This window comes from Streptomyces sp. GLSS-08 (genome assembly GCF_056387915.1).
Genome location: NZ_JBWJAQ010000010.1, coordinates 200,792 through 214,338 on the forward strand (window position 1 = coordinate 200,792; position 13,547 = coordinate 214,338).

At 70.3% G+C, this 13,547-nt stretch carries 12 protein-coding genes and 1 pseudogene; 3 read left to right on the top strand and 10 right to left on the bottom strand.

All coding sequences use genetic code 11. The features are described 5' to 3' along the window. The first annotated feature begins 534 nt into the window (after window positions 1-534). Both AC0ZLC_RS19880 and AC0ZLC_RS19885 read left to right on the top strand, forming a co-directional pair. Window positions 535-1,362 (top strand): glycoside hydrolase domain-containing protein, encoded by an 828-nt coding sequence (locus AC0ZLC_RS19880; protein WP_476753309.1) that lies wholly within the window; start codon window positions 535-537, stop codon window positions 1,360-1,362. A gap of 207 nt (window positions 1,363-1,569) precedes the next feature. Then, entirely contained in the window at window positions 1,570-1,941 is a 372-nt protein-coding gene (locus AC0ZLC_RS19885) for an SgcJ/EcaC family oxidoreductase (protein ID WP_476753310.1), read from the top strand. Window positions 1,942-2,001: 60 nt separating this feature from the next. On the opposite strand, the gene AC0ZLC_RS19890 is transcribed toward AC0ZLC_RS19885, so the two are convergent. The 5 genes from AC0ZLC_RS19890 to AC0ZLC_RS19910 all read right to left on the bottom strand — a co-directional run bounded on the left by AC0ZLC_RS19890 (window position 2,002) and on the right by AC0ZLC_RS19910 (window position 5,322). Then, window positions 2,002-2,565 (bottom strand): CGNR zinc finger domain-containing protein, encoded by a 564-nt coding sequence (locus tag AC0ZLC_RS19890; protein WP_476753311.1) that lies wholly within the window; start codon window positions 2,563-2,565, stop codon window positions 2,002-2,004. 147 nt (window positions 2,566-2,712) lie between these two features. After that, the gene (locus AC0ZLC_RS19895) at window positions 2,713-2,907 is read right to left on the bottom strand and encodes a hypothetical protein (protein ID WP_476753399.1); all 195 of its coding nucleotides are present in this window, start codon (window positions 2,905-2,907) and stop codon (window positions 2,713-2,715) included. A gap of 250 nt (window positions 2,908-3,157) precedes the next feature. Then, window positions 3,158-3,964, bottom strand: coding sequence for an MBL fold metallo-hydrolase (locus tag AC0ZLC_RS19900; RefSeq protein WP_476753312.1), 807 nt, complete (start codon window positions 3,962-3,964; stop codon window positions 3,158-3,160). A gap of 29 nt (window positions 3,965-3,993) precedes the next feature. After that, window positions 3,994-4,512 (bottom strand): ATP-binding protein, encoded by a 519-nt coding sequence (locus AC0ZLC_RS19905; RefSeq protein ID WP_476753313.1) that lies wholly within the window; start codon window positions 4,510-4,512, stop codon window positions 3,994-3,996. Between the two features lie 273 nt (window positions 4,513-4,785). Continuing rightward, window positions 4,786-5,322, bottom strand: a complete 537-nt coding sequence (locus AC0ZLC_RS19910) for a DUF2269 family protein (RefSeq protein WP_476753314.1) — start codon at window positions 5,320-5,322, stop codon at window positions 4,786-4,788. A gap of 362 nt (window positions 5,323-5,684) precedes the next feature. On the opposite strand from AC0ZLC_RS19910, the gene AC0ZLC_RS19915 reads away from it, so the two are divergent. Further along, complete coding sequence (locus AC0ZLC_RS19915; RefSeq protein ID WP_358852397.1) at window positions 5,685-5,963, top strand: GlsB/YeaQ/YmgE family stress response membrane protein; 279 nt, start codon at window positions 5,685-5,687, stop codon at window positions 5,961-5,963. A gap of 200 nt (window positions 5,964-6,163) precedes the next feature. On the opposite strand, the gene AC0ZLC_RS19920 is transcribed toward AC0ZLC_RS19915, so the two are convergent. The 5 genes and pseudogenes from AC0ZLC_RS19920 to AC0ZLC_RS19940 form a co-directional block, all read right to left on the bottom strand. Next, a complete protein-coding gene (locus AC0ZLC_RS19920; RefSeq protein ID WP_476753315.1) occupies window positions 6,164-6,949 on the bottom strand; it encodes a tetratricopeptide repeat protein in 786 nt (261 codons plus the stop codon). Window positions 6,950-7,126: 177 nt separating this feature from the next. Then, window positions 7,127-8,317, bottom strand: a complete 1,191-nt coding sequence (locus AC0ZLC_RS19925) for an MFS transporter (protein ID WP_476753316.1) — start codon at window positions 8,315-8,317, stop codon at window positions 7,127-7,129. Window positions 8,318-8,495: 178 nt separating this feature from the next. After that, window positions 8,496-9,371: pseudogene (locus AC0ZLC_RS19930) on the bottom strand (cellulose binding domain-containing protein); the annotation flags it as partial. Between the two features lie 73 nt (window positions 9,372-9,444). Next, window positions 9,445-10,827: a cellulase family glycosylhydrolase gene (locus tag AC0ZLC_RS19935; protein ID WP_476753317.1), complete on the bottom strand. Its 1,383-nt coding sequence runs from the start codon at window positions 10,825-10,827 to the stop codon at window positions 9,445-9,447. 405 nt (window positions 10,828-11,232) lie between these two features. Further along, the gene (locus AC0ZLC_RS19940) at window positions 11,233-13,446 is read right to left on the bottom strand and encodes a glycoside hydrolase family 3 N-terminal domain-containing protein (protein WP_476753318.1); all 2,214 of its coding nucleotides are present in this window, start codon (window positions 13,444-13,446) and stop codon (window positions 11,233-11,235) included. Window positions 13,447-13,547 lie beyond the last annotated feature (101 nt).

Sequence of the window (13,547 nt, forward strand, 5' to 3'; positions counted from 1 at the left end):
CCTGACACCTGGCCGCGGCCGTTCCTGAGCCGCCGGGTCGGGCCCCCGGTTACCAACCGCTCGCCGGCGCGCGGTCCCGCCGTAGGGACGGCCCGCTCCGGTCGCGAGGCCGGCCGGCTCGGCCCGCGTCAGTTCGCGATTTTCTGGAGTGCGCGAGCGCCGCCAGAACCGACTGGGGAGTCCGCGGGGCCGGCAGTTCCACCAGCGTCTGTCGGTGACCGGAGGCGGCCACGCCCTCGTCGACGATGCGATCCGGGATGTCGCAGGCCCGCGTCGGATCACTCGACGGCCGGGGCAGAACGACCGGAAGCTGCGGACCAAGGTGCCCGAGTCTCAGCACTGATGAACATGCCATGTTGCCAACCTGCCCACTGATCTTGGGTAGGCTACGGAGCGCTCCGAACGTCGGAGTCATACCGCGCCGGTGCGGGCGCCGCCTGGCACTGCAGTCATCACCACGATGAACTCCGCACGCGCGCCGGGCCCGAGGGCGCACCAGTGGCGCTCCGTCGGCCGCGATCAAAAGGGGTGGGGATGTCCAGTCACCGGTTGTCCAGGAGAGGCCGCTATCTGGCGTGGTCAGTAACGGGCGTGGTCGTCGCCGCCGGTGCCGGAATCGCGGCGCAGACCTCCATGGCAACCACCACCTGGCCGGCGCAGAAGACGTATACGGGCCGGGCGTTCGACGCCTGCACGGCGCCTTCTCTCGCGGCGATGAAGGCGTGGAACACGGGCTTCTACGGTGCCGCCGCCGTCTACATCGGTGGCAAGAACCGCGGGTGCGCTCAGCCGAACCTCACCGCGTCCTGGGTGAAGTCGGTCAACTCCCTCGGTTACAAGCTCATCCCGCTCTACGTCGGCGCCCAGCCTCCGTGCCAGACGGGCAACAACCCGGAGAAACTCACCGCCTCCACGGCGGCTTCCCTGGGCGTGAGCAACGCCAACGACGCGGTTGCCAAGGCATCGGCGCTCGGAATGAAGGCCGGCAGCGCCGTCTACCTCGACATGGAGCCCTACGACATCACCGACAAGGCGTGCAACGACGCCGTGTTGACGTACGTGCGCTCCTTCACCAAGACCCTGCGCGCCAAGACCTACCGCGCCGGGTACTACGGCTTCAGCAGTTCCAGCGCCAAGGCCATCGCCACGGCCTCCGACAGGACGGACCTGCCGGGCAACCTCTGGTACGCGTTGTGGGACAAGAAGAACACCACCACGACGGACTGGCCCTGGGACCCGAAGCTGTTCACAGGCCACAGCCGCGGCCACCAGTACATGGTGAACAGCAAGGAGACCCGCGGCGGTCACACGATCACCGTGGACCGTGACGCCTGGGACGCCCCGGTCGCCCTCGTCGGCTGACAGGCCCGCGGTTCCTCCGGCGGACTGGACGGGAGCTGTCCGACCGTGACCTGCGGTCGGCCTCCCTCACGGCTGCGGGCACCTCGCCGCCGCCACGCACTCATCCAGACTTCTGCCTGCAAATAGTAGACCAGTCGCTTACCAAATGGCATGCTGGTTGGGTCGGCCGGTTCGGAAGCCGGCGGTTCCAATGGGCGGGAGAACCTGATGCACAGCACGACGGAGACGGAAGCGATTCTGCGAGGTGTCGCCGACCGGTGGAAGGCTGCCGTGGACGGGCACGAGCCGCGACGGGTCGCGTCCCTGTTCACCGAGGACGCCATCTTCCAGGGGCTGCACCCCTACGGCGTGGGTCGCGAGGCGATCGCGGACTACTACGACTCCCAGCCGTTGGGGCTCACCGCTGACTACCGGATTCTCGAAACCAGACATCTCGGCGACGATCTCGTCCTCGGGTATCTCGGTGTGGACTTCTCGTTCACCGACCGGCCCACGATCAACGTCAGCCTGAGCCTGCTGCTGAAGCGCACGGACGAAGGCTGGCGCGTCGCCCACTACCAGGTCTCGCGCCTGGGCTGATCCCGTCGGCTCAGAGGGAGCGCCAGGGCTCCTCCCGGGCCGAAAGCTGCGCCGACGGGGTCAGCGGGCCGCTGCGGAGTCCGGGGTCTTCCTGCGAGCGCGGTACGCGGCGGCCTTGAGCTTGTTGCCGCAGGACTCCATGCCGCACCACTGCCGCCGCATGCCCCGCGAGCGGTCGATGTAGACGCGGGTGCACTCGGGGTTGCCGCACTCCTTGAGCAGCGGGACGTCCGGCCCGTTCAGAAGCTCGATGGCGAGGCGCGCCACCGCCGACAGCGCTTCTTCGGATGTCGCAGCGGTCCAGCGTCCAGAGGGGGTCAGCTGGGGCACCGCCGGAGGCCTGCGGGCCGCGCTGTTCACGACGGCCAGTGCGCCCTTGGCGTACTCCTCGCCGAGCCGGCGAGCCGTGACCAGCTGGTACACGGCTTCTCGTACGGCCGTCGCCTGGTCGACGTCGCTCTCCTGGCTGGGGGAGACCGCGTCCACGATTCCTGACTCCATGTACCAGGCGTCCAGCCGGTCCGGCGTCGCGAACATCTCGAAACGCGTCGAACGTCGCGCCCGGACGGTCGCGGCGAAGTCGAGAGCCGGGTTTCCGCACACGAAGACGTGGTCTGGGTTCACATCACTATCTTGACAGGTGACTGGTGCGCCCGCCAAGGCGTGCTCGAACGATCCGGTGGGTCGGCCCGTGCGCCCGGTTCCGCGCGTGCGTCCGGTGACGGCGCGGCGTACGGGTGCCGCGCCCTTCGGTCTTCGCGGGCGCCCGCCTCACAGGCCCAGGTCGGCGGCCAGGCAGGAGAAGGACGTCCAGGATCCCTCGGGGTTGTAGGCGTTCCGCGCAGTGTCGCCGGGCGTTGCTGCCCGCTCCTCGATGATGTCCTCGTATCGGATGCGCTCGGGCAGCTTGCCGAACCGTGCGTGTCGCGCGGCCGCGGCGCCGTCCATGGTGCCCTGACTTTCCACGGTCACCCTCCGCTCAATCGGTGGCGGGCAGAGCCAGGTGGCTCTGTGGGAGTCAGAGTCGCATTGTGACGCGTCACCCGTCAAGGGGGTGACGGTGCGGTGAGAGGGGTGGGTAGCCGATCGACTTCCATGACCCTTGAGAAAGATGTTCCTGCTCACCCTCACCAGCGTGACCGGTGACAGGAGGCTGACTGCTGTCGGTCACTTCTTCAGCGGGTGACACCAGCGATGCGGTCGCCGCCGGGACGCGTCAGAAAGGCAGGTCGATCCACGTGCCGTTCCGGGCAGTCCGCAGGCACCCTGCAAGGCCCGCGTCGTCGAACGCGCGCTCGATGTCGGCGCGCTCTTCGCTGAAGTGCGCCCAGCTGTCGCAGTGAGCGGGGATCACGACGGGTGCGCCGAGTACGGACACCGCGGCGCTCGCCCGCTCCGCGGACAGGGTCAGCGGGCGTCCGCGCATCTTGCCGGGTACACGTGCCGCGCCCATGAACACGATCGCGACATCGACCGGCGCCATGCGGCGAGCGATCTTGGCGACGATGCCGACGGAGGCGTTGTCACCGCTGACGTAAAGGGTCGGCAGGCCCTCCCCGCGCAGCACGAACCCGGTCACCTCGCAGTTCACGTGCCCGTCCTGGTCGCGCTCCCCGTCGTCCGGCCCGTGCTGGGCGGGAACAGCGCATACTTCGAGCGTTCCGCCGTCGGGGCGGGGGAGACGGGCAGGTTCCCAGGTCGCCAGCCCCCGGGCGGGTGAGCCCAGACGGTCGGCGGATGCGGGACCGGTGAGCACGAGCGGAGAACGCAGAGCGAACGCCCGCCCGCGGTCGTCCAGGTTGTCGGGATGCAGGTCATGGCTGACGAGGACGGCGTCGACGTCCCCGAGGTCGTCCTCGGTGGCCGCGGGCCCGGCGGTTTTCGTCAGGTAGCCGTGATCGCCCGCTTCGTCGAAGGTGGGATCACACACCAGACGGAGGCCGCCCATGTCGATGACGCTGGTCGGCCCGCCGAGCACCGAAACGGCGCAGGGCCGGCGTTCAGGACTGACTGTGTGAGCCATGACCGCACCTCGCTGACGAGTTGCCTGCGTTACCGGCGGTGTCCCCATCGGTGGGAATCGGTTGCCGGAGTTGAGAAGTCCACTTGAACGGGGTCGGACTCCTGGGAGGAGCGCGCCGGCTGTTGCCGCCCCGCGCCGGTGACCCGCGTCTGCTTGGAGGACCAGTTGGCGGGCTCCGGACGGGCGAGCGGCAACTCGACGATGATCACCTTGCCCGTGCCGTCCGGGCGGGTCTCCACGGTCAGGCTGCGGCTGACCGCCTCGACGATCTCCAGGCCGTGTCCGCCGAGGCGTCCAGGATCCCGCTCCAGCACCTGGGGAGACCGGGTGGAGGTGTCGCGGACACTGATCCGGGCGCTGTCGCCCTCCGGCGCGAGGCCGATGTGCAGACTGCCGCCGCCGGCAGTGTGGCGCAACACGTTGGTGACCAGCTCGCTGACCACGAGCTGCACGTTCTGGGTGTCGCGTGGGGTGGGTGAGATCCGGCCGGACTGCCGGGACCGCTCGAGGAATGCGCTGGCCGCGTGTCGCGCGTGCGCACTTGTCATCGCGCCACCGTCCCAGGAAATCTCCCAGTCCAGTGTCACGTCCGAGTTCGGCCCTGGCTCATCCGACGCCTGCTTCATAAGCGGGATGACCATGGGTAACACGCCCTGTCAATCTGTGCTGTTTCGTCACTGAGGTGCTCTAGGCACGACAGTCACATACCCGTGGGCGCCGACTTCAAGGGCCCGGACACGTAGGTGGAGGGCATCCGCTGTCTCCTGCGGGGCGGTGACACGCTCGGCCCGCCCTTGACCGTGGAGCCGCGACAGCGGGCCTCAAACCGTCCGGCGGGCGCGGTCGGCGCCGGTGGTGCCGCGAGCGGTCCCGCGCAGTCTCCGGCCGCGCCGGGTCAGTCCCCAGGGCTTGAGGACCGAGATCACGGTCATGAAGACGTACGTGGACAAAGAGACGATCGGGCCGAACAGGAGGTCGCCGGCGTCGGGCAGCGGGCCGCCTTCGGAGAGTGCGGCGACGGCCGCGTTCACCCCGGGGCGCAACGCGAAGACCGTGGCCGTGGTCGTCGCCAGAGTCAGCCAGAACTTCGTGTGGACCCACCGGTACCTTGCCAGACCCCAATGAGTGCTCAGGGACAACAGCAGGCCGCTGACCAGCGTGAGAAGCGCGACGGGGAGTAGGAGCCAGTCGGCGAACAGCTTCATGGACCGGGCGGAGGCCGCCACGGAAGCCGCGTCCGGGGTGGTGGTCGCGGTGATCCCGAGGGCCAGCAGTCCGAGCGACAGCCCGAGCCAGCTCGCGGAGGCGGCTACGTGGACGACGAGGAAGGTCCGGCGTGCGGGGCGGTTTGGTTTCACCTGGACACCGTGCCCGGCGGGGGAGGGGCGGGGCGTCTGCCGACGGGAGTATGTACGCGTACTGGCCCGGGCGTACACACCGGGACGCTTTCGTGACACGCTTCCTCTCCAGCACGCCCAGATCCCGCACGAGCGGGCGTGCGACGCCCGCAGGGTTTCTCCCTGCGTGCCATCCGCCGTCCCCGGCCGAAGCGACCTCGAACCCACGGGGCCCGCCCCGGGAGTCCGGCCTTCGCCGGGCCTGTGCCCCGGTCTGCGGCACGGTGGGGCCGCAGGGCAGTCCTCGGCTTACGGGATGTTTATCTTTGCCTTATGGGTGCATTCGGAGAAGGAACGCACTTCCGATTGTCTGAGGAGGAGTCGTGGGCATCATCGCCTGGATTCTGATCGGCCTGCTGGCCGGTGCCATCGCCAAGCTGTTGCTGCCCGGCAAGGACCCGGGCGGAATCATCGTCACCATGCTGATCGGTATCGCGGGTGCCCTGCTGGGAGGCTGGCTGGGGAAGGTCCTCTTCGACGTCGACTCGGTGGACGGCTTCTTCGAGCTGTCGACCTGGGTGGCGGCGATCGTCGGCTCCCTCATCCTGCTCGTGCTGTACCGCCTCATCACGGGCAACCGGCGTTCCCACCGACACGCCTGACGTACCCCGTCCCAGCCGGCGTCGCCATCACGGGCGAGGCCGGCTGAGTCGTATCCGGGCCCGTGGTTCCGGCGCGGGGCGCGGGCCGTTCCATGCGCGGGCCGCGGACACAGTGTCCGCGGCCCGCGCCTCGCGTGTCAGGGCGTATCTCGTCGTGCGCATCTCACGCCGGCGCGAGACGGAGGCGGGGGCAGCGGGCGTCAGGAGTCCCCCGTGGGGGGATCCGCGGCGGCGATGTCGGTGAGGAGCGTGCGGATTCGCGCGTTCCGAGGGTGTGCCGGGTGCAGGGACCGCTCGCAGTCGGCCAGTGCCCGGCGAGCCGTGGTGTCCGCCTCGTCGCGGCGGCCCAGGCCGCGGAGCGCCTGGGCGGTGACCAGTCCCAGCTGTCCGGCCCCGGCGCGGGACGCCGGCGGCGTCGGCCGACGGGACTCGGCCAGTGCCTCCTCGTACCGCCCCTGACCGTTGAGGCTCTGGATCAGCAGGCAGCGCAGGGAAGCCGCCCTGTTGCCCTCGGCTCTGGCCGGATTCCCGCGCGCGACGGCCTCCGCCTCCCCGGAACGGTCCTGCCCGCACAGGGCTTCCGCGAGGCACGCCAGCGCCGTCAACTCGATGTTCCACACATCGTTGAGATGCGTCAGACGGGTCACCTCGCGCAGGATGTCCGACGCCTCGGCCTCTGCCTCCGGAAACCGCTCCTGCCCGTTGAGGATGACCGCGCGGTTGATCCGGCGCACCAGCAGCACCGTCCGGTCGGCGCCGCTCGTCCGGCGCAACTCCGTGATCAGAGCATCCAGTTCAGGCAGAAGGCCATCCCTGCGGCCGTGCAGCACGGCGGCTGTTACGGCGGAGGTCCTGGCCAGCAGTACCGCCACGGAGTTCCGGTCCCGGGCGCCGTGGGGACGGGCGGCCAGAGCTGCTGCCCCGGCCTCGGCCTCTTCGTACTCGTCCGCCGCGATCAGGTCCGACAGCCCCCTGAGAGCCGCCACTTGTGCCCTGGAAGGCTGCCTCCCGTCCCGTCCCGGCCGCAAGCGGTCGGTGCTCCAGCGTATGAACTCCACGACAGGCGACGGTACATGCACCGGGCCGGTCCCCGTTCCCGGGATTCTCGACGTCGCCGGAGTCCCGCGGCCGGTGCGAAAGCCTTGGCCGGAAAGCCGCTCGTGCTACGCCTTCGCCGGCACCGGCCGCCGGAGCAAGTACACGCCGGCGATGGTCACCAGGACGGCCATGCACGCGATGAACACCAGCCCCGCGCCTTCCAGACCGATCGGACCCGCCAGCAGCCCCACGCCGATGACCGGCACCGAGATGCCCGCGTAGGCCACGACGAACAACGTCGAGATGACGGCGGCACGTTGACCGGCGGGAGACGCCCCGGCCACCGCGGACAACGCTCCGCGAAAGGCCAGGCCCTGCCCGGCCCCGCCGACGATCGCGCTCAGCACCACCAGCGGCAGCGACTCCCACCGCAGCGCACCCGCGAGCAGCGCCAGCCCGGTGAGGAGACCAGCGCAGCCGAGCGGCAGTGACCGCCTCACCCCGACCCGGCCGACGGCCAGCTGCCCGCCGGTCGAGGCGAAGAAGGCCAGCGCGACGACCAGCCCGCTCACGGCGTGGTTGCGTACGTCCAGGGACTGGGCGAGAAACGACGGGCTGACCGACGTGAACACGCCGAACAGGGCGAATCCGACGAACGAGGCGATCGCCGCCGGCCCGAACACCGGACGGACCTGGCCGGGCAGGCTGGGGCGCTGCGGCCGAACGGTACTCAGCGGTCGCCGCTCGCGCACGGTCTCCGGCAGCCACAGCAGAACGGCCGCCGAGCAGGCCACCAGCGCGAGGTGGACGGTGAACGGGAGGTACAACGGCCGGTCGGCATACTGCGCTAGCACTCCCGCGAGCAGCGGGCCGCAGCCGAGCCCGCCCATGTTGGCGGCCGTGGCCACGAACGTGGCACGAGAGGCTGCGCCCGGCGGTGCCAGGTCCATGACGTACGCCGTGGCCGCCCCGGTGAACAGACCGGCGGACAGTCCCGAAAGGAGCCGGCCCGCGTACAGCCAGCCCAGACCGGTGGCGCACAGGAAGCAGGTGGCGCTCGCCGCGGCGAACCCCAGTCCCACCAGCAGAACGGGACGTCTGCCGACGGCGTCCGAGGCGTTGCCCGCCAGCAGCAGCACGGCGATGACTCCGAACGCGTACACGGCGTACACGACGGTGACCGTCAACTCGGAGAATCCGAACTTCTCCTGGTAGAGGCCGTAGAGAGGAGTCGGCAGCGTGGTCCCGGCCATGCACACGGCGAACACCGCTCCGGCGAGCAGACACGGGACCCGGCCACGGCGATCACTGTCCATGCCGCTGACCGTAACTCCGCGTGCCACCCGGACCGGGGACCGGCGTGCCGGTGGGGGAGGGGCCGGGACGACCGGCGTGGCAGGAGCGCGCAGGGCACGGGGGCTTGTCGTCATGGCCGGTTCCGGAACAGGCACCGGGGCGGCCGGGACCTCGCACGGCCGCCGGGCTCACTGGCCGTCAGCAGCCGACGGGGGCGGAGCCCACGGCCACATCGTCGAACCACAGGGTGTCGTCGCCCGTCCCGTAGCTTTCCCAGCCCAGACGCAGGCCGTTGGGCCGGGGTGGCGTGGTGCGGGCCAGCCACTGCTGATCGATGTCCTGCGTGGGGGCACCGTCGGCGTGCAGTCCCGGAATCCGCTCGTCGCCCGCCAGGTGTCGAGACCGGGAACGGCTGTGTCGATCGCGGAACGCAGGCACTGCCAGCTACCTGTGGGCAGTGGCCTGCTCAGCGCCACACCGGCCGGGCTCTGCGCGGGCAGCGTGGCGTCGTCGCTCTCCCGCTTCCACTGCAGGGCGCCGTTCTGGCCCCCGACGCGCAGGCTCCGCCCACCCCGGGAGGTGTCGGGCAGCGAGACGAAGGTGACGTGGGCGGAGGGGAGCACCGTGGTATGCCTCACCCACATGCGTACGTACATCACCGGACCGACCGAGGACAGGTCCCCGGTGGCGGCGACGAAGGCGTGGTTGCAGTAGCCGGCCCGGCCCTCGACGCGCAGCGATCTGCTGCCGCTGTGCGCGACCGCCCTGTCCACGGCGGCCGTGCCGCTGCCCTGGCAGTCGGGTGCGGTGAACCGCCGGGCGCCGGACGGAGCGGGTCCGGTCTGGTCCTCGAAGTCCGAGCGGATCACTGCGCTGCCGCAGTCCGCGCCGGGCGCCCGGGGGCGTCGGTGGCGGATTCGTGGGCGGCGGGGTCGTGGGCGGCGGGGGCGATGTGCCGTCACCGCCGCAGGGCACGCCATTGAGGGTGAAGTCGCTCGGCGCGGGATCGGATGACCGCCAGGTCCCCTGCAGGCCGAAGTCGGCAGTGCCTCCGGTGGCCGGCGTGCGGTTCCAATGAGCGGGTGACTTGGGAGTGCTCCCAACCGGTCGGGACGGGGCTCCGGTCCGGCCGGAGCCCCGTCGGCGGTCAGTTGGTGGGGAAGTTGTCGGGGGTGCTGACGCGGTTCTTGAGCAGTGTTCCGGATTCGGTCAGTACGCCGCTGCTGCTGTAGTCACTGCCGTTGCAGGTGCCGGACTTGAACGCCGCACTGCTTTCGGAGGCGTCCGAGTAGGTCCAGTTCGCGTAGCTGATCTTCAGCTGATCGAGCAGGTCCAGCCAGGCCATGGTGCTCGCCCGGTCCATCGCTCCGCCGCCGGTGGCGCTGACCGTGCCGAACTCGGTGACGAAAAGCGGCAGTCTGGCGGCCGCCCGACTCACTGCGGCCCGGTAGTTGTCCTTGTGGCTCGCGGCGTAGAAGTGGAACGCGTACATGATGTTGGTGGCGTTGACGGGGCTGTTGACGACCTCGGTCTCGTTGGAGCCGTCCGAGACGCCGAGCGAGGACCAGCCGCGGGTGCCGACGATGATGACGGCGTCCGGGTCGGCGGCCCGGATCACCGGGATGACCTGCTCGGCGTAGTTCTTGACGGCCGCCCAGCTGACCCCGTTGGGCTCGTTGGCGATCTCGTAGATCACGTTCTTCTTGCCGGCGTTGCGGGCGGCGACGGACGCGAAGAACGTCTTGGCGCGGTCGAGGTTGTAGTTCGGGTCGCCGGGCGTCAGGGTGTGGAAGTCGATCAACGCGTACATGCCGCGGGCCTCGGCCATGTCGACGAGGCTGTTCACGCGGCTGGTGAAGCCCGCCGGGTCGGTCTCGTAGCCGTTCTCCTGCACGTACATGGCGATGCGCAGCAGGTCGGACTTCCAGTCCTTCGCCAGGGCGTCGAGGGACGCGTTGTTGTAGCACTTGCTGAACCACTGGATGCCGTGCGTGCTCATGCCCCGCAGCTGTATGGGACGGTTGTACTGGTTGCACAGGTTCACGCCGCAGACGTGCAGCTGTCCGTTGACGTCGACGGGAGTGCCGCCGGTGCCCGGGGTGGGCGGCGGAGGGTCTTCGTCGCCGGCGGAGCCCGTACAGGCCACGCCGTTGAGGGTGAACGCCGAGGGCTTGGGGTTGGCGCCCGTGAAGGAGCCGGTGAAGCCCAGGTCGGTCGCCGCGCCGGTGCCCAGGGTGCGGTTCCAGTCGACACTGGCGGCGGTGACGGTGGAGCCGGACTGCGACCAGGTGGCGTTCCAGCCCTGGACGACCTTCTGTCCCGCGTCCGGCATGGTCCACTTCAGCGTCCATCCGGTGACAGGGGCGCCCAGGTTCGTGACCTTCACTCCGGCCTGGAAGCCGCCCTGCCATTGACTGGTGATCGTGTAGTCGACCTTGCACCCCGTGGCGGCCGCCGCCGGGGGCCCGGTCAGTGCGGTGAGACCGACGGCCGTGGCGCAGGTGGCCAGTAAGGCCAGGAAGCGTTTCACGTGTGTTCCTCCTCGTGCGATGCGGAAACAACCTATGGGAGCGCTCCCGTTCGGGAGTCCGTCAGACCCTCGCCCGCCCGGGGAGTCGGCCGGACAGGTGAGGGGGCTCCAGGGAATGGTCAACGGTCTACGCGGGCGGTGTGTGCAGGCCAGCCAGTGCGGTGCCGAGGTGGCGGGGACCGTCGAGGCGTCGGCGGTGGACGTGCCGGCGGTACGGCTGAAGTCGCCGACCTCGTTGAACACGGACCAGTCGGACTTGTTTCATCCGGATTTGGCTGTCCCCGGTGTCCTTGCCGGCCGCCAGGGAGCCACCGCCGAAACCGACTCCAGGTAGGCGTCGGCGCCCGCGACCGGGGTGCTCAGCGGGACCACATTGAGCCGGAGCTGGGAGCAGCCGACGGCTGGTCAGGAGGCGGCGCACTGCGGAGCCGGCGCGCCCGCGGTGCCGTTCGCGGTGAAGCCGAACGACGTGGTCGCGCCCGGTGCCGGCGCGCCGTTGTGCGTGACATTGCGGACGCTGGCCCGCCCCTGCGCCACGCTCAGCGAGCCGTTCCAGATGTTGGTGACGGTCGACCCGCCCAGGTCCCACTCGACCAACCAGCCGGTCAGGGGCCCGGCCCCGGTGTTCTTGACGGTGATCTCCGCCTGGTAGCCGCCCGCCCAGGAGGAGGCCACCCGGAACTGGGCGCTGCACGCCTTGGGCGTCGGGGTCGGCGTGGGGGTGGGGGTCGGCGTCGGGGTCGGCTCCGGGGCCGGTGTCGTGTCGTAGGACAGGCCGTAGCCGTACGGGAAGAGCGGCGTCTTGCCGTCGCCGTCGTTGATGGGCTGCTGGGAGACGCCGTTCATCCACGTCACCGGCAGCTTGCCGGTCGGGGCGTAGTCTCCGAACAGCACGTCCGAGACGCCGTTGCCCTCGGTGCCCGGCAGCCAGCCGGCCAGCAACGCCTTCCAGTCGGGCAGTTGGGCGGCGATGTCGAGCGGGCGCCCGGAGACCAGGACCACGACGACGGGCACACCGCTCGCCTTCAGCCTGGCGAGGGTCTGCAGGTCCTCCTGGTCCAGCCCCATGCCGCCCGGGCGATCGCCCCGCCCCTCGGCGTACGGGCTCTCGCCGACGACGGCCACGGCGGCCGAGTAACTGCCGTCGATCCCGTTGCCGTAGCGGTCGTAGGCGACCCGGGACGGGTCGGTGGCGGTCGACCGGATGCCCTGCAGGATCGTGGTGCCGGGTGTGACGGCGCCGCTGCGCCCCTGCCAGCCCACCGTCCAGCCCCCGGTCTGGTTGCCGATGTCGTCGGCGGACTTGCCGGCCACGAACAGCTTGGCGTTCTTCGCCAGCGGCAGGATGCCGCCACTGTTCTTCAGCAGCACCTGCGAGGCACGTACGGCCTGCCGGGCCAGGGCGCGGTGCTCGGCGGAGCCGACCCCGGAGGTGTACGAGCGGTCGGTCAACGGGCTCTCGAACAGACCCAGTTGGAACTTTTTGGTGAGGACGCGGCGGTTGGCGTCGTCGATGCGTGCCTGGGAGATCCGGCCCGCGCTCACCTCTCCGCGCAGCAGGCTCAGGAACTTCTTGTAGTCGTGCGGGACCATCACCATGTCGACGCCCGCGTTGACGGCCGTGGTGATCTCGGCGCCGGTGAAGCCAGTCTGCCCGTCGAGCTGATCGACCGCGGCCCAGTCGGAGACGACGAAGCCTTCGAAGCCGAGTTCGCCCTTGAGCACGTCGGTGACCAGGTACTTGTTGGCGTGCGATCTCACGCCGTTCCAGCTGCTGTAGGAGAGCATCACCGAGCCGACACCCCGGCGCACCGCCTCCTTGAACGGCGGCAGGTGGACGGCGCGCAGCTCGGCCTCGGACACCTGGGTGTCGCCCTGGTCGACGCCGCCGGCGGTGCCGCCGTCGCCCAGGTAGTGCTTGGCGGTGGCGAGGACCGAGGCCGGGCCCGCGCCCAGGCTCTCGCCCTGCAGGCCGGTGACGAACGTCGCCATGGACGTGGGCAGTTCGGGCTTCTCGCCGAAGGACTCATAGGTGCGGCCCCATCGGTCGTTGCGGGCCACGCACAGGCAGGGGGCGAAGTCCCAGTCGATGCCGGTGCCCGCCATCTCCTCGGCCACCGTGCGGCCGACGCGCTGGACGAGGGCTGGGTCGCGGGTGGCGCCGAGGCCGATGTTGTGCGGGAAGATCGTGGCGCCGCGCACCGCGTTGTGCCCGTGCACGGCGTCGATGCCGTAGATCATCGGGATGCCCAGCGGAGTCCCCAGCGCGGTGCGCTGCAGGGAGTCATAGGTGTCGGCCCAGGTCTGGGCGTTGTTGGGACTGACGGTGGAGTCGCCTCCGGAGAGCACCGACCCGATGCGATGGGTGGCCAGGTCGGAGGACGGGACCAGTGCGTCCTTCTCGATCTGCGTCATCTGGCCGATCTTGTCGTCGAGCGTCATCCGGGACAGCAGATCGGCGACGCGGTCCGACACCGGAAGAGAGGGGTTCTGGTAGGGCAGAGCGGCGGCGGAGGCTCCGGAAGGCGGGGCGGCTGCGGTCAGCCCGGTCAGGGACAGCGCCACGGCACACAGCGCGGCCACCAGGGCCGGGCGGCGGGGGGACGGCGAGCGGTTCATGCGGACAGGCCTTTCCGGGACGGCGGCACTGGGGGAGTTCCGGGGCCCGCCCTGTCGGCGCAGGGAAGAAGAGCGAGCCCCGGAGCAGGTGGGACACGGCG

Coding starts and splice junctions, on each gene's coding strand:
- AC0ZLC_RS19880 (WP_476753309.1), top strand. CDS start 535: ATGTCCAGTCACCGGTTGTCCAGGAGAGGCCGCTATCTGGCGTGGTCA.
- AC0ZLC_RS19940 (WP_476753318.1), bottom strand. CDS start 13,446: ATGAACCGCTCGCCGTCCCCCCGCCGCCCGGCCCTGGTGGCCGCGCTG.
- AC0ZLC_RS19905 (WP_476753313.1), bottom strand. CDS start 4,512: ATGACAAGTGCGCACGCGCGACACGCGGCCAGCGCATTCCTCGAGCGG.
- AC0ZLC_RS19925 (WP_476753316.1), bottom strand. CDS start 8,317: ATGGACAGTGATCGCCGTGGCCGGGTCCCGTGTCTGCTCGCCGGAGCG.
- AC0ZLC_RS19900 (WP_476753312.1), bottom strand. CDS start 3,964: ATGGCTCACACAGTCAGTCCTGAACGCCGGCCCTGCGCCGTTTCGGTG.
- AC0ZLC_RS19885 (WP_476753310.1), top strand. CDS start 1,570: ATGCACAGCACGACGGAGACGGAAGCGATTCTGCGAGGTGTCGCCGAC.